This window comes from Actinoalloteichus fjordicus (assembly GCF_001941625.1).
Taxonomy (GTDB): domain Bacteria; phylum Actinomycetota; class Actinomycetes; order Mycobacteriales; family Pseudonocardiaceae; genus Actinoalloteichus_A; species Actinoalloteichus_A fjordicus.
This window is the reverse complement of sequence record NZ_CP016076.1, coordinates 2,634,252-2,653,910: the sequence shown is the minus strand read 5'-3', so window position 1 is coordinate 2,653,910 and position 19,659 is coordinate 2,634,252. Positions and strand designations below refer to the sequence as shown.

The 19,659-nt window shown below is 70.9% G+C and carries 19 protein-coding genes; 9 read left to right on the top strand and 10 right to left on the bottom strand.

The window, feature by feature from the left end; translation table 11 throughout:
* Nucleotides 1-249: 249 nt before the first annotated feature.
* Nucleotides 250-795, bottom strand: a complete 546-nt coding sequence (locus UA74_RS11855; RefSeq protein WP_083683141.1) for a DUF4383 domain-containing protein — start codon at nucleotides 793-795, stop codon at nucleotides 250-252.
* A gap of 227 nt (nucleotides 796-1,022) precedes the next feature.
* Here UA74_RS11855 and UA74_RS11850 point away from each other — a divergent pair, with 227 nt between their 5' ends.
* Nucleotides 1,023-3,569: an ATP-dependent Clp protease ATP-binding subunit gene (locus UA74_RS11850; RefSeq protein ID WP_075766097.1), complete on the top strand. Its 2,547-nt coding sequence runs from the start codon at nucleotides 1,023-1,025 to the stop codon at nucleotides 3,567-3,569.
* Between the two features lie 307 nt (nucleotides 3,570-3,876).
* Nucleotides 3,877-4,983, top strand: coding sequence for an acetate/propionate family kinase (locus tag UA74_RS11845; protein WP_232237834.1), 1,107 nt, complete (start codon nucleotides 3,877-3,879; stop codon nucleotides 4,981-4,983).
* 153 nt (nucleotides 4,984-5,136) lie between these two features.
* On the opposite strand, the gene UA74_RS11840 is transcribed toward UA74_RS11845, so the two are convergent.
* From UA74_RS11840 to UA74_RS33485, 6 genes are all read right to left on the bottom strand, one after another.
* Entirely contained in the window at nucleotides 5,137-5,856 is a 720-nt protein-coding gene (locus UA74_RS11840; RefSeq protein WP_075764361.1) for a metallophosphoesterase family protein, read from the bottom strand.
* Entirely contained in the window at nucleotides 5,853-6,143 is a 291-nt protein-coding gene (locus UA74_RS11835; protein ID WP_075740299.1) for a BON domain-containing protein, read from the bottom strand. Before UA74_RS11835 ends, UA74_RS11840 begins: the two co-directional genes overlap by 4 nt.
* Nucleotides 6,140-6,739 carry a nucleotidyltransferase family protein gene (locus UA74_RS11830; protein WP_075740298.1) on the bottom strand — a complete coding sequence of 200 codons (600 nt, stop codon included), beginning with the start codon at nucleotides 6,737-6,739 and terminating at the stop codon, nucleotides 6,140-6,142. Before UA74_RS11830 ends, UA74_RS11835 begins: the two co-directional genes overlap by 4 nt.
* A 35-nt stretch (nucleotides 6,740-6,774) precedes the next feature.
* Nucleotides 6,775-6,921 carry a hypothetical protein gene (locus tag UA74_RS31735; RefSeq protein WP_157434133.1) on the bottom strand — a complete coding sequence of 49 codons (147 nt, stop codon included), beginning with the start codon at nucleotides 6,919-6,921 and terminating at the stop codon, nucleotides 6,775-6,777.
* A 199-nt stretch (nucleotides 6,922-7,120) separates the two neighbouring features.
* Nucleotides 7,121-7,903 (bottom strand): RNA polymerase sigma factor SigF, encoded by a 783-nt coding sequence (locus tag UA74_RS11825; RefSeq protein WP_075740297.1) that lies wholly within the window; start codon nucleotides 7,901-7,903, stop codon nucleotides 7,121-7,123.
* A complete protein-coding gene (locus tag UA74_RS33485; protein ID WP_232237726.1) occupies nucleotides 7,900-8,352 on the bottom strand; it encodes an ATP-binding protein in 453 nt (150 codons plus the stop codon). Before UA74_RS33485 ends, UA74_RS11825 begins: the two co-directional genes overlap by 4 nt.
* Nucleotides 8,353-8,658: 306 nt before the next feature.
* Between UA74_RS33485 and UA74_RS11815 the strand changes: the two genes are divergently transcribed.
* From UA74_RS11815 to UA74_RS11805, 3 genes are all read left to right on the top strand, one after another.
* Nucleotides 8,659-8,898, top strand: coding sequence for a DUF6480 family protein (locus UA74_RS11815; protein WP_075740296.1), 240 nt, complete (start codon nucleotides 8,659-8,661; stop codon nucleotides 8,896-8,898).
* A gap of 216 nt (nucleotides 8,899-9,114) precedes the next feature.
* The gene (locus UA74_RS11810) at nucleotides 9,115-9,753 is read left to right on the top strand and encodes an SRPBCC family protein (protein WP_075740295.1); all 639 of its coding nucleotides are present in this window, start codon (nucleotides 9,115-9,117) and stop codon (nucleotides 9,751-9,753) included.
* Nucleotides 9,754-10,232: 479 nt separating this feature from the next.
* Nucleotides 10,233-10,697, top strand: a complete 465-nt coding sequence (locus UA74_RS11805) for an STAS domain-containing protein (RefSeq protein WP_075740294.1) — start codon at nucleotides 10,233-10,235, stop codon at nucleotides 10,695-10,697.
* Nucleotides 10,698-10,800: 103 nt separating this feature from the next.
* Here the strand turns inward: UA74_RS11805 and UA74_RS11800 are convergent, their stop codons facing one another.
* Nucleotides 10,801-12,027 (bottom strand): glycosyltransferase, encoded by a 1,227-nt coding sequence (locus tag UA74_RS11800; RefSeq protein ID WP_075740293.1) that lies wholly within the window; start codon nucleotides 12,025-12,027, stop codon nucleotides 10,801-10,803.
* 684 nt (nucleotides 12,028-12,711) lie between these two features.
* Entirely contained in the window at nucleotides 12,712-13,359 is a 648-nt protein-coding gene (locus tag UA74_RS11795) for a D-glycero-alpha-D-manno-heptose-1,7-bisphosphate 7-phosphatase (protein ID WP_075740292.1), read from the bottom strand.
* A gap of 219 nt (nucleotides 13,360-13,578) precedes the next feature.
* On the opposite strand from UA74_RS11795, the gene UA74_RS11790 reads away from it, so the two are divergent.
* The gene (locus UA74_RS11790; RefSeq protein WP_075740291.1) at nucleotides 13,579-14,298 is read left to right on the top strand and encodes an ATP-binding protein; all 720 of its coding nucleotides are present in this window, start codon (nucleotides 13,579-13,581) and stop codon (nucleotides 14,296-14,298) included.
* The gene (locus UA74_RS11785) at nucleotides 14,295-15,254 is read left to right on the top strand and encodes a glycosyltransferase family 9 protein (RefSeq protein WP_075740290.1); all 960 of its coding nucleotides are present in this window, start codon (nucleotides 14,295-14,297) and stop codon (nucleotides 15,252-15,254) included. Before UA74_RS11790 ends, UA74_RS11785 begins: the two co-directional genes overlap by 4 nt.
* 82 nt (nucleotides 15,255-15,336) lie before the next feature.
* Here the strand turns inward: UA74_RS11785 and UA74_RS11780 are convergent, their stop codons facing one another.
* Nucleotides 15,337-16,248 (bottom strand): TerC family protein, encoded by a 912-nt coding sequence (locus UA74_RS11780; protein ID WP_083683139.1) that lies wholly within the window; start codon nucleotides 16,246-16,248, stop codon nucleotides 15,337-15,339.
* Between the two features lie 219 nt (nucleotides 16,249-16,467).
* On the opposite strand from UA74_RS11780, the gene UA74_RS11775 reads away from it, so the two are divergent.
* Nucleotides 16,468-17,646: a thiolase family protein gene (locus UA74_RS11775; protein ID WP_075743700.1), complete on the top strand. Its 1,179-nt coding sequence runs from the start codon at nucleotides 16,468-16,470 to the stop codon at nucleotides 17,644-17,646.
* Between the two features lie 322 nt (nucleotides 17,647-17,968).
* Complete coding sequence (locus tag UA74_RS11770; RefSeq protein ID WP_075740289.1) at nucleotides 17,969-19,651, top strand: bifunctional 3'-5' exonuclease/DNA polymerase; 1,683 nt, start codon at nucleotides 17,969-17,971, stop codon at nucleotides 19,649-19,651.
* The last annotated feature ends 8 nt before the right edge of the window (nucleotides 19,652-19,659 follow it).

The following is a 19,659-nucleotide window of genomic DNA, read 5'->3' as shown; positions in this document are numbered from 1 at the left end:
CGTCCCTCCGGCGGAGGTAGCTCGTTCAGGCGAACATCGTGTGAATGTCTCGCTCTGGCCATGCCGTCGGAAGCGTCGGCGAGGTTGCCAGGGCGGAAGGCCCGGGAGAACTTCCGGTCATCGGTCATCGTGCGCACCGGAGTCTGCCGTCGCACCCTCCCGATCGAGGTCGGCAGGACAGCGGCAGAGGTGCGGCCCGCCGGATCTCGATATCCGACCGACCGCACCCTGGTCTTCCAGAAGAGCCGATCAGTGTCCGTAGGCCTGACCGCGGGGCGTCTGGCCAGGAGAGGCCTGGCCCCGATACTCCCGTTCCGAAGCTCGCTCGTCACGTTCCGAGGTTCGCTCGTTCCTGCCTGCGGGCAGGATGCCCAACAGGATCATGCCCAGACCCGCGATCAGGTGCAGCCAGTTGTCGGCACCGTTGGTCGGGAAGATGTTGGCCGTGCTGGTCTGTCCGACGACCGTCCCGTAAAGGGCCAAGGCCAACAGGATCACCCCGCCGCCGATCAGGAAGGACTTGGCAGCCGCCCCCGACCTGGCCATCGACAGCCCGATCACGCCGAGCAGCAGGTGGATGATGTTGTGCAGGATCGACACCTGGAACACGCCGAACAGCATGGCCTGAGACTCGTGGCCTGCGAACTGCATCGTGTCGTAGCCGGTGGTCACGCCGGGAATGAATCCCAGAATACCGAGCAGCAGGAAGACGGCTCCGACGATGCGCGCCGCGGTCTGTATCGCGGGCATGGACGGGCTCGCGACCGAAGCATGTGCTCCGTGAGACTGAACCATCGCCCCTCCTTATGTCCGAGTTCTCGTGCGTACGGCTACCGGCTACCCGGATCGACCTGCCGGTAACCCGATAGGGCAACCCGGCGGGCGAACCGGCCGAGATCGTGCTCGACACCCTCCCCTCGAGGCGACCGGCGCCGCCGTTTCGGCCGAATCCGCCCGGGTACTCCCCGGCTGGCATGACGAACGGCGGTGACCAAGGCGACCCACGGGAGAGTGAGCTGACCATGACCGGTCTCGGCGATCCTGGCGGCTTCGACGCGAACCCCTTCGAGGAGTTCCTCGCCCGATTCTTCGGCTCCACCGACCCGCGCCACGGCGTCCGGCGGGTCGACTTCACCCGCCTGATGAGCGAACAGGCCCGCGCGATGGTCGTCGCGGCGGCCCAGCACACCGCCGACCGGGGACGCGACGATCTCGATGCCGAACAGCTCCTCTGGGCCGCCACGCGTGCCGACTCGACCCGCGAGCTGCTCAGCCGGGCAGGAACCGACCCGGATCAGCTCGCGGCCCGGATCGACGAGCAGACACCGCCAGGCGCGCACCATGAGGCCGCGCCGATGCTCACGCCTGCCGCGAAGAGGGCCCTGCTGGACTCCTTTCAACTCTCGCGGGGACTCGGGTCCTCCTACATCGGGCCGGAACATCTCCTGCTGGCCCTGGCCGCCAACCCCGAGTCCGGTGCCGGGCAGCTGCTCTCGGCCGCCCGCATCACGCCGGAGGCCCTCCGGTCGGCAGCCGAGGGACGCAGCACGCCGCCCGGCGGCGCGTCATCACCGTCGGCGGGCGCGAGCGCGGCTCCGAGTCAGACCCCGACGCTCGACCAGTTCGGTCAGGACCTCACCGGTCTGGCAGGCCAGGGCAGACTCGATCCGGTCGTCGGCCGGTCCGACGAGATCGAGCAGACCATCGAGGTGCTCTCCCGCCGCACCAAGAACAACCCGGTGCTCATCGGTGAGGCAGGCGTCGGCAAGACCGCGATAGTGGAGGGCCTCGCCCAGCGCATTCACGACGGCGAGGTCCCGGACTCGCTCATCGGACGACGAGTCGTCGAGCTGAGCCTGGCGGGGCTGGTCGCCGGGACACGTTTCCGGGGCGACTTCGAGGAGCGGATGCGCAAGGTCATCGAGGAGATCCGCGAGGACGAACGGCTGATCATCTTCATCGACGAGCTGCACACGATGGTCGGGGCGGGCGCGGGCGCCGAAGGCGGGATGGACGCGGGCAACATGCTCAAGCCCGCCCTGGCCAGGGGTGAGCTGCACGTCATCGGCGCGACCACGCTGGAGGAGTACCGACGCACGGTGGAGAAGGACGCCGCGCTGGAACGGCGGTTCCAGCCGATCATGGTGTCCGAGCCCGATGTCGAGGACGCGGTGACGATCCTGCGCGGGCTGCGCGACAGGTACGAGGCGCACCACCAGGTCCGCTACACCGACGACGCGCTGGTCGCGGCGGTGACACTGTCCGACCGCTATATGAACGACCGCCATCTGCCGGACAAGGCGATCGACCTGATCGACCAGGCGGGAGCGCGTCGTCAGCTCCGCCGCAGCACGCCCCCCGGTGACGTGCGCGGGCTCGAGCACCAGCTCGATCAGCTCGCCAGGGACAAGGACGAGGCGGTGGCCCAGGAGCAGTATGAGAAGGCGTCCCAGCTGCGCGACCAGATGCGGTCGATGCGTGAGCGGATCACCGAGGCGCGCTCGCCGCAACCGGCCGCGGTCACCGAGGTGGGCGTCGAGGACATCGCCGAGGTGGTCGCCAGGGCCACCGGCGTCCCGGTCAGTCAGCTCACCGAGGAGGAGCGGGACCGGCTGCTGCGTCTGGAGGACCGGCTGCACGAGCGGGTGATCGGCCAGGCCGAGGCGGTGTCGACCGTGGCCGAGGCGGTGCGTCGCTCCCGTTCCGGACTGGGAGATCCTCGGCGGCCGGTGGCGAGCCTGCTGTTTCTCGGGCCGACAGGCGTCGGGAAGACGGAGCTGGCCAAGGCGCTCACCGAGGCGATGTACGGCGACGAGGACCGGATGGTCCGGCTGGACATGAGCGAGTTCCAGGAGCGACACACGATCAGCAGGCTGGTCGGCGCACCTCCCGGTTACATCGGATACGGCGAGGCGGGCGAGCTCACCGAGCCGGTGCGTCGCAGGCCCTACTCGCTGGTGCTGCTGGACGAGATCGAGAAGGCCCACCCGGACCTGTTCAACCTCCTCCTGCAGATCCTCGAGGACGGGCGGCTGACCGACAGCGAGGGCCGCACCGTCGACTTTCGCAACACGGTGCTGATCATGACCAGCAACCTCGGGTCGGATCTGCTCGGCAAGGCGACCACTCTCGGCTTCCGAGGCTCCGGCGGCGAGGACGTCGATCTCCGGCAGCGTCTGACGGCCCGACTTCGGGAATCGTTCCGCCCGGAGCTGATCAACAGGATCGACGAGATCATCATCTTCCGCAGGCTCGAACCCGAGGAGCTGCGGCAGGTCACGGAGCTGCTGCTCGACGACACGCGTCACCGGCTGGCCGACATGGACATCACGATCGAGTTCAGCGAGGAGGCGGTACGGCTGATCGCGGAGCGCGGCCATCAGCCCGAGTTCGGTGCCCGACCGATGCGGCGAACCATTCAGCGGGAGGTGGACAACCCGCTGGCAGGCAGGCTGTTGGACGGCTCGCTCCATGCGGGGAGCCATGTCGAGGTGGCAGCCGAGAACGATGAGCTGACCTTCGAGGTCCGCGATGCCCCGGCCGGGGACCAGTCCGCCGGCCCCGCATGAGCCGCAGGTCCGTACGCGGGTCGGTGGCCGACCGCGGGCTCGCGACGCTCGCGGGTGCCTGCCCGGCGACCGGCTCGAGGCACGGCCGGGCCCGCCGTCTCCCCGGCGTCGTCTCGGCGGCAGGCGCTCGCAGCGCTGCGCAGGCACACCGAGGCACCGCGTGCCGAGAAATCACACCCCGCGGCACCACATGCCGAGAAATCGGACCCAGCGGCACCGCGCCCCGAGGCATCCCAAGCCGAGGCATCCCATGGAGCGGCACCACCCGGAGCGGCGGTGCAGAGGGGGTGGACGGGCGTTGACCACCGTGCTGACGGTGAACACCGGATCGAGCAGCCTGAAGGCGCACGTGGTGGACGCGGAGCGCCACACGGTGCTGGCCGAACGCAGCGTGTCCCACCCGCCGTCCCGCGAGGAGACCCACGCTCTGCTGGACGATCTCCTCGACGCACAGTCTCGCTCGGGGGACGGCCCCGTCGACGTCGTCGCACACCGGCTGGTGCACGGAGGGTCCGACCTGCGGTCGGCCACCCGCGTCGACGACGGTGCGCTGCGGGCGGCGTGGCGCGCGGCACCGCTGGCGCCGTCCCATGTCCCGACCGCGCTGCGGCTGCTGGAGTTCACCCGTGAGCGTCTGCCGGACCTGCCCCAGGTCCTCTGTCCGGACACCGCCTTCCACGCCGCGCTGCCCGCCGAGGCGTCGACCTACCCGCTGCCCGAGGAATGGCGGAAGCGCTACGGGCTGCGTCGCTACGGCTTCCACGGGCTGTCCTATCAGTGGGCCGTGCAGCAGGCGACCAGGCTGTTGCCCGGCGGTTCGGATCGTCTGCTGCTGGCGCATCTGGGCGGCGGCGCGTCGGTGTGCGCGGTGCGGGACGGCCGCAGCGTCGACACCTCGATGGGATTCACGCCGTTGGAAGGCCTGGCGATGACGACCCGCAGCGGCAGCATCGACCCAGGACTGCTGCTGTGGCTGCTGACCAAGGACGAACCGATGTCCGCCGCAGACCTCGCCGAAGGCCTCTATCACCGGTCCGGCCTGCTGGGGCTCTCCGGCGGCCGCTCGGCCGACACGCGTGACCTGGTGCGCGCTGCCGAGGACGGCGACGAGGCCTCGGCGCTCGCGCTGGCCGTCTTCGCACACCGAGCGGCCCGCGAGCTGGCGGCCTGCGCGACGAGCCTGGACCGGGTAGACGCACTGGTGTTCACCGGCGAGATCGGCTGGGATCAGCCGGAGGTGCGCACGGCGATCTGCACCCGGCTGGCGCTGCTGGGCGTGCCGGACCGGTTGACGGGCAACCGGCCGGACGACGGCCTGCTCAGCCCCGCCGACGCGGACGTCCCCGTCCTGGTGGTGCAGGCCAGGGAAGAGCTGTCCCTGGCGTCCGAGGCAGTGGCCGCCCTCGAACGCTGACCCGCGCGGACGAGGCGGGGGAGCACCTAAGGGCGCGGGGCGCCGAACGCGGTCCCCGACCGGCCGCGGTCACCGGTACGAGCCGCCGGTCCGCGCACCCCCAGTCGATCTGGCGGTCAGCAGGAAGGCCGGGCGGCGGGGAGGCCGATCGGCTCAGTCGTCCGGTTCGATGTCATACACGGCGTAGGCCGCGTGCAGCACGGGTTGAGCAACGTTGCGGACCCGCACTCCGCCGGGGGTGGTGCCGTGCTCGGTGCCGTAGTGGGCATGACCGTGCAGCGCCAGCGCGCACTCGGCGTCGTCAACCGCCTCGGCCAGATGGTACGAGCCGAGAAACGGGTAGATCTCCAGCGGCTCGCCGCGCAGGGTCTCGGTGACGGGCGAGTAATGCGTCAGTGCGATGCGCACGTCCGCGTCCAACGCGGACAGTGCCCGCCGGAGGTCCTGGGCGGTCGCCGTGGTGTGATCGATGAACGCCTTCATCTCCGGTTCACCGAACGCCGTGCCGCACTTCCCCGCGAACCCGCCGCCGAAGCCCTTCACCCCGGCCACACCGACGCGCCGACCGTCCACGGTCAGCGTCACCGACTCGCCTTCGAGCACGGTGATGCCGTTCTCCTCGAGCAGCTCGGCGATCTCGTCCTGCAGGTCGGAGTGGTAGTCGTGATTGCCGAGCACCGCGACGACCGGCAGTCCCAGCTCGGCGAACTCGGCGGCGACCGTCCGCGCCTCGTCCAGCGTTCCGTGCCGGGTCAGATCGCCGGCGAGAAGCAGCATGTCGGCCTGCTGCCACGCGTCGACGAACACCGGTCGCAGCGTGCCTGCCGACCGCGGGTCCAGATGGACGTCGCCCACGGCCGCGACCCGGATCATCGGAGTTCCTCCGCCTCGGCCGGGCCGCGCGTCGTCGTCACCCGAACCTGGTTGTGCACGTGCAGTTCCGGTGCGGTCTCCGCCGCGACCCTCGTCATGGCCTCCGCGCGGGACGGGCAGGGCACCTCCCCGTCGAGATACACCTCGGCGGCGCGGACGGTGACCCGCACGCCGAGTTCTGAGGTGCGCGGGTCGACGGCCAGGGCACGGCGGACTCGTTCCGCCGCGTACTGCGGCGCCTCGTGCGGTGATTCGGACTGCGGGGAGTCCGGGTGTCGATCTGTCATGTCATCCTCCGCTGGGGTTCGCCGTCGGTCACCGCCAGCCTGTCGACCAGGAACAGGAAGGCCTCGGCGTAGGGCGAGTCGACGGCCTGGGCCCTGACCTCGGTCCAGTCGACCTGTTCGCGCAGCGCACGTGCCACGGGAAGAGCCTCGGTGAAGTCGCATCGGTGCGGGCCGAGGACGAGGAGCTTGTCGGTCAGGAGATCGGTCGCGGTCACCACCGGAGCCTGGACGGACCCGATGCGCAGCGACTCGGCACGCCGCAGCGTCCGATCGGTGACCCTGCGTTCGTTGGGCCGGTGGATGAGATCGACCAGGACCGCCCCGTCGTACACCTTGCACAACCAGTCCTCCGGCGGATCGACCGCCCGCATCCCGGCTTCGACGAGCACCTGCACCGTCCGCTCGGCGTCCTCGAGCCGGATGAGCAGGTCGACGTCGTGATCGGTCTCGGGGCCGCCTCGTGCGTACGCCGCGAGGCCGCCGGTCACCGCGAAGGGGATCTCGTGGGCCTGCAGGGTGGTGGCTGCCCGGGTCAAGGTCCTGGCGAGCACGTCCACCTGCGGTTCGTCCAGCCCTAGGCGCGAATCGGTGCTCATCGGCGAGACCTCCGCTTCAGGTCGGCAGCTCTCGATCAGGCTGCGCTGCGGGGCGACGGCGTCTCGACGTCCGACGCAGCCTCGACGTCGTCATGAAAGGCGGTTCTGGCCGCCGAGGCGATCGCATCCGAGAGGATCTGCGCGAACTCTGCCGTGACCACCTGGCCACGACGCACGGTCACCTCGATCCTTCCTGAATCAGTGCAATGAACCACTACCGATCCGGGGATGTCGTCGGCGACTGTGAAAAGAACAGTCTGCATATCCTGCCTCCCAGTGACCGAAACCCACTTCCGGGTGATAGCTCTCACCCGATGTCGTTATCGGTACCCCCAGGCAGGAGAAGTCAAACGGGCCACAGGTGGCGGCGGCAGGCGTCACTCAGCTGTCGCCGAGCTGCTCCCGCAGGTGCCGCAGTGTCTTGGCGAGGATTCGCGAGACATGCATCTGCGAGACGCCGACCCGCTCACTGATCTGAGTCTGAGTCATGTTTCCGAAGAAACGGAGCAGCAGAACCGTGCGCTCCCGCTCCGGCAGCGACGCGAGCAGCGGATGCAGCGCCTCACGGTTCTCCACCACGGCCATCTCCGGGTCCTCCGCGCCGAGTGTGCTGCTCAGCGAGGGCGAGTCCTCGTCGCCGAGGACCTCGTCGAGCGAGGAGGAACGATAGGCGTGGCGAACCTCCAGCCCCTCGATGACCTCTTCCCGCGAGATGCCCAGTCTGTCGGCGATCTCCGTCGACGTCGGCGCCCGACCGAGTGACTGGGACAGTTCACGCACCACCGCGTTGATCGCCAGATGCAGTTCCTTCAGCCGCCTCGGCAGATGCACCGACCAGCTTCGGTCCCGGAAATAGCGTCGAACCTCGCCCATGATCGTCGGGACGGCGAAGGCCAGGAAGTCGGTGCCCCGCGCGGGATCGAATCGGTCGACGGCTTGGATGAGGCCGACGTTGGCGACCTGGACGAGATCGTCCATGGCCACGCCTCGGTTGCTGAAACGCTGGGCGATGTGCAGGGCCAGCGCCTGATGCTCGGTGATGAGCTTCTCGCGCACCGTGGTCCGCCGGGGATCGCCCTCCGAGAGGTCCGTCAGGGTCGCGAACAGCGGGAGCAGGTGCTCGTAGGTGTGATCCCGGCTGCTCACCGGCGAGCGCTGAGTCACGGCATCGCCTCCCTGCGGACCTTGACGAACTCGATCTCCAGCAGTTGCCCGGTGCGGTCGTCCGAGGGGCGGGCGGCGGCGGTCACCTCGGTGGCGAGTGTCGTCAACACCTGCCACCCGAAGGTGTCCCTCCGGAGCGTCGCGCCCTCGGGTGCGGCCACCGTGACCGCCACGGTGAGCACGCTCGGCGCGACCTGGAACCGGGCCACGAGACGTGTTCCGGGTGTGGCCAGGCGCACCAGAGACGAGCATGCCTCGTCCACCGCCAACCGCAAGTCGTCGACGGTGTCCAGATCGAAGTCGGCACGCATCGCGAGGCCCGCGATCACGCCGCGAAGGACGGCGACGCGGTCCGCGTCCGCCGCGACACGCACCTCGGTGACGTCCCCTGCGCCGTCGCCGCGCTCGGACCACACGCCCCGACCGGCGTCATGCTCGGCTGTGCTCACACGGCCTCCTCCACGTCGTCGCGGCAGCCTGGAGCTGTCGAGCCCTACGAGCGCGAGTACCCGGCGGCCTGCCGCTGCGCGCCGAGGCTACCGAGCCGCCCCGGGTGCCCCGTGGGGGCAGGGCGGCTGCGCGGCGGCGGCGTGCGGGTGCGGCTTGAGCCGCCGAGCCGAGGCCCTTCGGTGAGCGGCGGCGGTGAGGGCTCCGGCGGCGACTCGTCTCCGCCGAGCCGGACTCGCGAGGCCCGCTGATGGGCGGGACCCGACCGGACCGGGATTGCGACGAGTGTCGACGGGTACTCGTCGCAGATGACGCTTCCTCCCGATCCCGAGCCGGACCCTCCTTCGGCCGCAGAACCCGGTGGCGGCGTCTCTCCTGGAGCGACCCCGCCCGTCGAGGGAAGTGCCACCCAGGGACTCGCCCATCAGGAGACCACCCCCTCTCCACGCTGGGTCAACACGCTCGTCTTCGTGCTCATGGTGGTGCTCCTGGTGCTCGTCCTGGGCTTCGTCGTCACACACCTGATCGCCTTCATCAGAGGGCTCTGAGGCGGCCGAGACCGTCTGCCGGTGCGGAGCGGCCCGCCCCGTGTTCGTCGGACTGCGAACCACGTCGGAAGAGTCCCGTCCTGCGGCGACGAGGCCTCGCAGGCCGAGCCGGGGCAGCGGCTCGAAGCGGGCAGGGCACGACGTCGTGGAACCAGGTGTGAGAACCCAGAACACGGGTATCCGAGCGGCAGCGCAGTCCAGCGAAGGAGGATCGTCGTGGCGACCATCACGAAGTCGGTCGACGTGCATGTGCCGGTGTCCAGGGCCTATAACCAGTGGACCCAGTTCGAGTCGTTCCCGCAGTTCATGAGCGGCGTGGACCGCATCGAGCAGCTCACACCGACCAGAACGCACTGGCAGACCTCGATCGCGGGGGTGACTCGGGAGTTCGACGCCGAGATCACCGAGCAGCATCCCGACGAGCGGGTGGCCTGGCGCTCCATGAACGGCCCCGCACAGAGCGGCGTGGTGACGCTGCACCGCCTGGACGCGGCGACGACCAGGGTTCACCTCCAGATGGACTACGAGCCGGACGGGCTGGTCGAGAAGGCAGGCAGCGGGCTCGGGCTGGTGGCACACCAGATCCAGGCTGATCTCGAACGATTCCGTGAGTTCATCGAGGCACGCGGGCGGGAGACCGGCGGCTGGCGCGGCGACGTCCCTCGGGCTGCCCAGAACGAGACGGCCCAGAACGAGACTCCTCAGAACGAGGGGGGAGGCGAGCCGCCCAAGCCCGGCCCGTCCGGCCGTCCCAAGCCCGGCCCGCGCCCCGGCCCTCGGCCGGGACCGCCGCCGAATCCGGCAGGCAAGCCCGCGACGCCGGGCACCAGCGGGCCGAAGCCCGGTCCCCGCTGAGCGCTGAACCCCGCTCGAAGGACGACGTCCGTCAGTCTCCGGAGGCCTCCCACCCGCTCACCCTGGGTCGGAGGCCTCCGGCATGCCGGGCCCGTCTCGTCCCGTGTCCGTCGCTCTGGCCGCGCGGTCGGCGGCACCGGAGCGGGCTGGCACGGGATTCAGATATTCGCCGAGATTGCCACGAGAAAATCCCTCTTCCGAGTAGTCGTCTGCACGGATTCGCGCACTGAGCGAAACCAGCTCCGCCGACGAATCCTGGTTCGTACCGATTTCGAGCGAACATCGCCGCACTCGTCGCCGCGTGTACGGTGACGAAGAGGGCGGCCGCGAGCCACGAGCACACTGCCAGGCCGACCGGTGCGTGCACCGGACTGGCAGTCGCGATCCTTCGAGGACTGTGATCCGGCGTCGCCCCGACTCAGCGGAACGCCCTCGGGTGCGACGAACCCCGATACTGATACTACGGAGAAGGGGAATTCATGACGTCATTCGAGAATCGGCCCTCCCGCGTGTCTGATCGGGAATCGGCGACGTCGGCGGCCCCGCCCACCGTGAGCAGTCTCGACCGCGCCGAACGTGCGCTCACGCTCTCAGTGGAGCATTCCCCCGACTCGACGGACTCGGCGACGGTGATCACGCTGGTCGGCGAGGTCGACATGCTCACAGCGCCGCTGCTCGATCGAGCACTGGTCGAACAACTGGAAGACGGCGGCGACCCGCTGATCGTCGACCTGCGCGCGGTGGGCTTCCTCGGCGTCACCGGCCTCGCGGTGCTCGCCGACGGGCTGACCACCGCCGAGGAGAACGGGGTCGCCCTCCGGCTGTTGTGCGCGGGAAGACCCGTCCGTCGCGCGCTGGCCGCGACCGGCATGGACGATCCGAAGACCGTGTACTGCACGCTCACGGACGCGCTGGCCGTCCCGATCCCGCGCGAGGAGTCCTGACCGAGACGAACGACGACCCGTCGCAGGCGGCATCGGCGCACCCTGCCCGACAGATCCACCGGCCGGTGGCAGCAGGGGTGCAGACCACTTCGCAGGCGAGGCGTCAGACACCCTGCCCCGCGAAGGCCGTCTCCTCCGGTGCCCCCGACCCGGCGAGCCGGGTGTAGACCCGTGCGGTGTCGGCGGCGATACGACTCCAGGCGAATCGCGCTCTGGCCCGGTCACTGCCCGCCACCCCGAGAGACTGGCGCCGAGACGTGTCCCTGACGAGGCCGCGCAGGGCGGCGGCGAGCGCCCGGACGTCGCGGGGCGGGACGTGCAGACCCGTCACCCCGTCCACCACCGTGTCGGCGGGGCCGCCGGTCGAGGCCACGACCACCGGGATCGCACAGGCCATCGCCTCCACCGCCACGACGCCCGACGACTCGTACCAGGCGGCACACACGACCACGTCGGCAGAGCGGAACAGGGCAGGCATCTGCCGCCGAGGAATGCGGCCAGCCCAGTGCACCCGGTCGACCACCCCGAGCTGCTCAGCCAGTGTCCGCAGTCCGTCCGTCTCTGCGTCGCGCAGCGGATCGCCTGCCTGCGCCGTCGTGCCCCCCACGACCACGAGTTCGGCCTCCGGAAGCAGCCGCAGGGCACGAATCACGGTGTCGAGGCCATGGCGGTGGTCCTGGCCCGCCGCGCAGAGCAGCCGGAACCGTCCGCTCCTCGGGGCCGCCGGGCCGGTGGGGGTGAACTGATCGACGTCGACGCCACAGGGCATCACGGTGACGGACGACCTAGGCACCCCCATCTTCACGAGTTCGACGGCCTCCGCCGTGCACATCGCCGCCACCTGATCGACCGAGCAGGCGATCGTCCGCTCCAGCCGAAGCCGCTGGGGCCCGCCTGCTCCTTCGGCTCCCTCGATCCGTCGCAGGACCACGCTCAGATCGTGGAAGGTCTGCACGACGGGGATGGCCAGCCGCCGAGCAGCCAGCAAGGCCGCCAGGCCGGACATCCAGGAGTGCGCGTGTACGACGTCGGGCGGCTCGGCGAGCCAGGCATCCGCGAGTTCGCCTGCGAACCGTCCCATATGCGGCAGCCGGGCGTCCTCCGTGAGCGGGCGCCGGGGGCCCGCGAGCAGGGGCACGACGCGGACGCCGCCCGGCTCGACCGACTCGGGGATGCTGGTGGACTCGCTCCTGACATAGATCGAGACGTCATGACCGGCGGCGACGAGCGCGGCCGACAACTCCGCCACGTAGACATGCCGCCCGCCGAAGTCCTCTCGGCCCGGATCGGACAGCGGGCCTGCGTGTTCGGAGACCATCGCGATCCTCATCGCCAACTCCTCTCTCGGCTCGGGCGTCGTCGAGCCCGCCGGGCCGGGTCACGTCGGCCAGGAGATCCGCAGGCGTCTCCTGCCGACGAGTCGCCCGGCGATCTCCTCCGCTGGCGCGGGGTAGGCGGACCGCCGGGCGTCGGCTGTCGCGCCGCCCGAGGCCTGTCGAGCGCGGGAGCCCGAGCACCATCGGGATCGCCTCGACCGTCCCTGCACCAGACGGTGTCGTCATGGACATCTTCCGCGTCATCGCCATGGCGGGCATCTTCAACGGCAGGTGCCGGGCCAGGTCCGCCGAACGGAGGCCCCTCGTCACCGCACACGGGTCGACGTCGTCGCACGCCGGTTCGGTGGGAACGAGACGATCGTGGGTGCCTGACCGGGTCGGGCACGTCCTGACACGTCCCGCCGAGCGCGCCTCGGACCGCACGGCTGCTCAACTCGACTCGACTCGACGCGGGGCGGGGCGGGGCGGGGGGAGTCCTCACTCGACAGAAGGGAATCCTGGCGCGTCCCCGCCCCCGCGCAGGTCTCCTCGGCGTCGTCTCGTCCGGCCGCGCGTCGACGAACACCGACGGGGGACGGCGACGTCGGTTCGCGGCGATGGATCGAGGTCCACCGGGCGTAGCGACGACGGGCAGCTGGGCACGGCCGGGCGACGGCGCCCACGGCCACGCCGGGAGATCACCGAAGGCGCCCGGTCGGGCGACGTCCGGGCTCCGGCGACCTCGGATCGGGCAGCACGCCCTCCGCGATCACCCCCGGCAGGACCAGGCCCAGCGCGAGGTCGACGGCGAGGTCGAGATCGTCGGCGGTCAAGGCGGCCTGTTCGATCTCCGCAGGCAGCGTCGTCGGGCTGGGCACCAGGATCGGCGTCGCTCCGGCGGCGAGTGCCGCCTGCACGTCGCTGCCGGTGTCGCCGATCACCACCACTTCGCCGACCGGTACGCCGAGGCGTCGGGCAGCCGAGAGCACCATTCCCGGCCTCGGCTTACGGCAGGCACAGCCCACGCCGCCGTCGGCAGGAGGATGCGGGCAGACCTCCCACACGTCGAGACGACCGAGCTGCGACTCGACCGCACGATTCACCGCCCTGACCTGCTCCGGCACGAGCAGCCCTCGCCCGATCCCGGACTGATTGGTGATCACGCCGACCGGCACGTCTCGGGCACGAAGCCGCTCGACAGCGCGCCGGGCCGACGGAACCAGCCGAACCCGCCCAGGATCCCCGTTGTACGGCACGTCATCGATGAGCGTGCCGTCGCGGTCGAACAACACCGCCGAGACCCGGCCGGTGGGCCGTCCGGTCGCCGCAACACTCGTGGCCTTCATGTGCGGAGGGGTTGCCGGGGCGATCGGCCGCAAACGTGAAGGTACGAACTACTACCCACGGTAGTCGCGCTTCACTCCGGCCGGGGGCTCGACCTCACCGCATGGGCCGGTGTCGTCACGGGAAGTCTCGACGGGAAGGTCACTCGCGGTGTGTAAGAACGGCGAGGGCGGGTACTGCCAGTCGACGAGCCGGGCCTTCGACACTCGTGAGGTGATCATGTGTTGACCGTGAAGCCCGCCGAGGCTCACCAGGACTCGACGGCGCGCGGCGAGGACGTCCATCTCCGGGTGGCGGCCACGGCAGAGCGCATTGCGCTGGTCCGGGGACTGGCGGGCGATCTCGCGGCACGCGAGGAGTTCGACATGGACCGTGTCGAGGACTTCCGACTCGCGGTCGAAGAGGCGTGCGCGGTGCTCATCAGGCAGGGCGTGGCAGGCGAGTTCCTGGACTGCCTGTTCCGGCTGACCCCCGATCACATCCGGCTGAGGATGCGCACCGCGACGCGGAGCACGGCCGAGCCCGACCGGGACGGCTTCGGCTGGCATGTGCTGGAGACGCTGAGCGACTCGGTGCGCCTGGTGCTCGACCCGCCCGACGTCCACTCTGGACTGGGCACGATGCAGTTGGAGATCGGCGTCCGCAAGCACGCGGGTACCGACGCCGACGCCGCGGAGGTCGAGCCGACCCAGGACGATCCGTCGCAGATCCGGCTGCCGCACGTTCAGCCGTCTCCCGTCCAGGCCGATCCCGCACAGGAGACGGGGGCCGAGCCGGACCCGACGGCCGCGCCTGCAGCGGCGAAGGACGTCACGGGTCTGGACGCAGGCACGCAGGCGACCGGCGTCGCCTCGATGAGCTCGACGGTCTCGAACCACGGCAGGACGGCAGGGAAGCCCAAGGCAGGCACTGCGGCCGAGACCTCCGGAAGCCCGCAGTGACGGCGCCTCGACGGGTGCGCAACCTCGTCGTGCTGCGGGCGCTCGGCATCGGCGATCTGCTGGCCTCGGTTCCCGCGCTGCGCGGGCTGCGAGCCGCGTTCCCCACCCATCGACTGGTACTGGCCACCACGCCGAGTCTCGCTCCCCTGGCCTATCGGACCGGCGCCGTCGACGAGGTCCTCGGTGCACACGGGCTGCGGGTCCTCGACTGGCCGGAGCGCACCGAAATCGCGGTGAACCTGCACGACCGAGGGCCCAAGAGTGCCAGAATCCTCGACGCACTCCGGCCCGACCATCGCATCGGACATCGTGCGCCGGGCTGGGACGGCCCGGAATGGAACCCGACGGCTCCCGAACGGGACCGGTGGTGCGGGCTGCTCGCCGCGCACGGGGTCGCCGCGGACCCCGGCGACCTGCGGTTGACCCGGCCGCAGCGGGCAGGCGGGCTGCCGCGAGTGGTGGTGGTGCACCCCGGTGCTCCGCAGATCAGCAGGCGCTGGCCCGCCGAGCGCTTCGCGAAGGTGGCACAGGGTCTGCACGAGGCAGGCCATCGCGTGGTGATCACCGGATCGACCGACGAGCTCCCGCTGGCGCTCAGGGTCGCCGAGCTCGCCGGGCTGAGCAGAAGGCAGGTGCTGGCCGGCCGCACCGACGTCGACCTGCTGGCGGCGTTGATCGCCCGCGCCCGCCTCCTCGTCTGCGGGGACACCGGGGTCGCCCATCTCAGCTACGCCTTCGGCACCCCGTCGGTGGTGCTGGCGGGCCCGGCGCCCGCGTCGGCGTGGGGGCCGCCCGAGGGCGGCCCCCATCTGACCCTGTCGGTCGACAGGCTTCGACACGGTGATCCCTATGCCGACACACCGGATCCGGCGCTGCTCGCAGTCGGCAGCGACTGGGTGGCCGCCTCGGCTCGTACCCTGCTCGCCAGCCTGCCGAGAAGGACCTTCGCCGTCTGAGATCGTCTCCGGCGGCGAGCACCCACGTCGGGGCCGTCGACCGAGGTCGGTGCGGCCCCGACGGCCGGACTCCGCCGCCGGATCAGCTTCCGCCCCCCGCTCCGCGGCCCTGGCCGCCCTCGCCGGTGCCGCGACCGCCCTCGACGACGGCATGACCGTCGGCCGAGCCCGCATGGTCGGCCGTCGACACGGAGGCGTCGACGACAGTGCCCGCACTAGACGAGGCGGCGCCGACGGGAACGGGCGCGCCGTCCTTGACGTAGGTGGCACGCAGGTGGACCGGCTCGTTCTTCGCGCGGTTGGCCTTGGCCCGCAGGTTGAGGAACTCGACCAGAATCGAGAAGGCGATCGGCCCGTAGACGTAACCCTTCGGGATGTGCTGTTCGAAGCCCTCCGCGATGAGGCTCGCACCGATGAGCACGAGGAAGGTGAGAGCCAGCATCTTCACCGTGGGGTGTCGGCCGACGAAGTCGCTGATGGGACCGGCGGAGACCAGCATGATCCCCATGGCGATCACGACGGCGGCGACCATCACGGCCAGTTCGTCCACCATGCCGACTGCGGTGATCACCGAGTCCAGCGAGAAGACGATGTCCAGGATCAGGATCTGAGTGATCACCGAGGCGAATGAGGCGACCTTGCCCGCCTTGGCGTGCTCGTTGCCCTCCAGATGTTCGTGAATCTCGTAGGTGGCCTTGCCGAGCAGGAACAGGCCGCCCAACAAGAGGATCAGATCTCGGCCGGAGATGCCCATCCCGAACACGGTGAACAGATCGGCGGTCAGGCCGATGATCCAGGACAACGACAGGAGAAGCAGCAGGCGCGTGATCAGCGCCAGGCTCAGACCCAGGGTCCGGGCCTTGGCCTGCTGTTCCGGCGGCAGCTTGCCGGACAGAATGGAGATGAAGACGACATTGTCGATGCCGAGCACGATCTCCAGCAGAAGCAGCGTCGCGAACGCGACCCAGACTTCCGGGCTGGTCAAGAGCTCCATCCTTGCGCCCCTCTTCCAGGAATGACGCGAAGACCCGACCGTCGGGCGCTCGCGAGGGGATGACAATAGCGACACGAGAAAAAAGCCCCTGTGAATACCGCCGAGAACGGGAACGGTCCCGGGGAGTCCTCGAAGGACGGCCGTCCCGGCATGGTCGACATCGATGCCGGGATGGCAGGCTGGGGACACCGCCATCGGCATCGTTCGAGGAGACCCACCATGACCAGCGCAGTGATCGTCGACACCGTCCGCACCGCCTCGGGCCGGGGCAAGCCGGGCGGTGCCCTCTCCGGGACTCATCCGGTGGATCTGCTGGCGGTCGCACTCCGGGCATTGCAGGCTCGCAACGACCTCGACCCGGCGCTGGTGGACGACGTGATCGGCGGCTGTGTGTCCCAGGTCGGCGAGCAGAGCTTCAACGTCACTCGCAAGGCCGTGCTGGCGGCGGGCTTCCCGGAGCACGTGCCGGGGACGACGATCGACCGCCAGTGCGGTTCCAGCCAGCAGGCCGCCCACTTCGCCGCGCAGGGCGTGCTCGCGGGGGCCTACGACGTGGTCATCGCCTGCGGGGTCGAGACGATGAGCCGCGTGCCGATGTTCTCCTCCATCCAGGATTCGGAGCAGTACGGCGCGGGAATCGCCGCCCGCTATCCCGAGGGCCTGGTGCAGCAGGGCATCGCCGCCGAACTGCTGGCGGCGCGGTGGAAGCTGAGCCGCTCTGAGCTCGACGAGTTCGCGGCCCGGTCGCATCGGCTGGCGGCACAGGCGGCGGAGTCCGGCGCGTTCGACCGCGAGATCGTCGGCGTCCCGGTGGCGGGCGGGGTGCACGACCGGGACGAGACGGTACGTCCGGCGACCACGGCCGAAAGCCTCGCGGGGCTGCGACCGTGCTTCGTCGACGAGGCGGCAGGGGACCGGTTCCCCGAGATCGACTGGCGCGTCACCGCAGGCAGCTCCTCTCCGTTGACCGACGGCGCGTCCGCGACGCTGATCATGAGCGAGGAACGGGCCGCCGCGCTCGGCCTGCGGCCGAGGGCCCGGTTCCACGCGTTCTCGGTGGTGGGCGACGACCCCACGCTGATGCTCTCCGGTGTCCTGCCCGCCACCCGACGGGTGCTGGAGCGCGCGGGCCTCGGCATCGACGATCTCGACGCGGTCGAGGTCAACGAGGCGTTCGCACCGGTCCCCCTGTTGTGGGCGGCCGAGTTCGGCGCGGACCTCGACCGGCTCAACCAGCGTGGCGGCGCCATCGCGCTCGGGCACCCGCTGGGCGCCTCGGGCACCAAGCTGCTGACGACCCTGGTCAACACCCTGGAGGACACCGGCGGGCGGTACGGCCTCCAGACGATGTGTGAGGGCGGCGGCATGGCGAACGCCACCGTCATCGAACGGCTCTGACCCGCATCGCGGCGCCGGTCTGGGGGCAGGCAGGCGGCTCGGCGGATCGGCAGGCATCGAGCCGGACCGTCGAGTGCAGGCGCCGCCGGGTCCTGAGCACGCCCGGCTCTGCCCGCGAGGAACTCCGGCCGGTGCGGGCAAGCAGCCCGCGCGCCGCCTGCCTCAGCGTCCCGGCCGCCGTCGTCGAAAGCGGCCCGGCCTGCGGCTCTCGCCGCACCGAGCAGGCTCTCGACACTCGTGTCGGTCTCTCGGCCCGATCGGGGCGGCACGGACCGGCCGCAGCCTTCGGCCGATGTCAGGGCATTGGACGAGGATGCACCGCATGTGGACGGCGGTGGCGGGCGCGGACGACCGGGTCGGGGACACGGGCGGCGCGCTGGTCCGGGTGAGCCGAGACGGGACGGCGGTGGAGCCGATCCGGGCGGTCCGGAACCTCGCGGAGGCCGTGGCGGCGGAGGAGGCGGTCTCGGCTCCCCGGTGGATCTCCGCCGACGCCGCTCGGCTCGCGACCAGGTTGGCGGCCTCGGGTGTTCGAATCCGTCGGTGTCACGACCTTCGGCTGGCCGAGGCCCTGCTGCTGGGCCACGAGGGCCGCGGCGGGGAGCCCGCCGCCCTGCCGGCGAGTCTGGCCAGGCTGCGCGGCCTTCCGGTGCCCGCCGACGCCCGTGCCTCGGACCCTGGGTCGACGCCCGCGCTGTTCGAGCCTGCCGTGCCCGCGCTTCCCGACAACGCCCGCGAGATCGACGCGGTCGTCGCCGTGCACGCCGACCAGCGCCGCCGGGCCATGTCGACGGGTCGACCCGACCGGATCGGGCTGCTGCTGGCGGCCGAGTCGGCGGGCGCACTGGTCGCCGAGGAGATGGGCAGGCTCGGGCTGCCCTGGCGGGCCGACGTCCACCACGAGCTGCTGACCCGGCTGCTCGGGCCCCGGCCTGGTCCCGGCGTCATGCCGCGCAGGCTCGGCGAGCTGGCAGCGGCGATCGGCGCCGCGCTCGGCGTCCGAAACCTGCACCCCGACTCGCCGCAGGAGATCATCCGAGCCTTCGGCCAGGCGGGCATCCGGTTGTCCTCGACCCGCTCCTGGGTGCTGCGCGAGGTGGATCACCCGGCCGTCCCTCTCCTGTTGGAGTACAAGGAGCTGTCTCGGATTCACACCGCGCACGGCTGGTCCTGGCTGGCCGAATGGGTGCACGGCGGCCGATTCCGCCCGCAGTACGTGCCCGGCGGGGTCGTGTCCGGCCGGTGGGCCAGCCGAGGCGGCGGGGCGCTGCAGATCCCCCGGACCATCCGGCGGGCGGTGATCGCCGATGCGGGCTGGACGCTGGTGGTCGCCGACGCCTGCCAGCTCGAACCGAGGGTCCTCGCCGCCATCTCGGCAGATCCCGGCCTGGCCGCCGCCAGCCGCGACGCCGACCTCTACCGGACCACCGCCGCCGAGGCGTTCGGCGGCGACCGGGACCGCGCGAAGATCGGCGTGCTGGCCGCGCTGTACGGGCAGACGAGCGGCGAGGCAGGCATGCTGGTCGCCGCGTTGCGGCGACGCTTCCCCGTCGCCGTGGAGTACGTCGAGCAGGCGGCCAGGCAGGGCGAGGCGGGCGGGCTGGTCCGGTCGCACCTGGGGCGAACCTGTCCGCCCTCCGCCTTGGACGGCGGTCGGTCCGGCGACGACGAGGAACAGACCGAGGGCGACGAGCAGCGGTCCATGCGGGCAGGGCGGGCCCGAGGGCGTTTCACCAGGAACTTCGTCGTGCAGGCGAGCGCGGCCGACTGGGCCGCCACGCTGGTGGCCGTCCTGCGGACCGCGTTGTTCGACCGCCAGGACTCCGAACTGGTGTTCTTCCAACACGACGAGGTCATCGTGCACTGTCGGGACGCGGCGGTCCCCGAGGTCACTCGGCTGATCCGCGAGGCCGCGCGGGAGGCGGCTCGGCTCGTGTTCGGCAACACACCGGTGCTGTTCCCGATGGAGATCGCGGGTGTCCGCTGCTACGCGGACGCGAAGTGACGGCGCGG

Coding starts and splice junctions, on each gene's coding strand:
- UA74_RS11800 (WP_075740293.1), bottom strand. CDS start 12,027: ATGAGGATCGCGATGGTCTCCGAACACGCAGGCCCGCTGTCCGATCCG.
- UA74_RS11840 (WP_075764361.1), bottom strand. CDS start 5,856: ATGATCCGGGTCGCGGCCGTGGGCGACGTCCATCTGGACCCGCGGTCG.
- UA74_RS11805 (WP_075740294.1), top strand. CDS start 10,233: ATGACGTCATTCGAGAATCGGCCCTCCCGCGTGTCTGATCGGGAATCG.
- UA74_RS11835 (WP_075740299.1), bottom strand. CDS start 6,143: ATGACAGATCGACACCCGGACTCCCCGCAGTCCGAATCACCGCACGAG.
- UA74_RS11780 (WP_083683139.1), bottom strand. CDS start 16,248: ATGGAGCTCTTGACCAGCCCGGAAGTCTGGGTCGCGTTCGCGACGCTG.
- UA74_RS11850 (WP_075766097.1), top strand. CDS start 1,023: ATGACCGGTCTCGGCGATCCTGGCGGCTTCGACGCGAACCCCTTCGAG.
- UA74_RS11855 (WP_083683141.1), bottom strand. CDS start 795: ATGGTTCAGTCTCACGGAGCACATGCTTCGGTCGCGAGCCCGTCCATG.
- UA74_RS11795 (WP_075740292.1), bottom strand. CDS start 13,359: ATGAAGGCCACGAGTGTTGCGGCGACCGGACGGCCCACCGGCCGGGTC.
- UA74_RS11775 (WP_075743700.1), top strand. CDS start 16,468: ATGACCAGCGCAGTGATCGTCGACACCGTCCGCACCGCCTCGGGCCGG.
- UA74_RS11830 (WP_075740298.1), bottom strand. CDS start 6,739: ATGAGCACCGATTCGCGCCTAGGGCTGGACGAACCGCAGGTGGACGTG.
- UA74_RS11815 (WP_075740296.1), top strand. CDS start 8,659: ATGACGCTTCCTCCCGATCCCGAGCCGGACCCTCCTTCGGCCGCAGAA.
- UA74_RS11770 (WP_075740289.1), top strand. CDS start 17,969: ATGTGGACGGCGGTGGCGGGCGCGGACGACCGGGTCGGGGACACGGGC.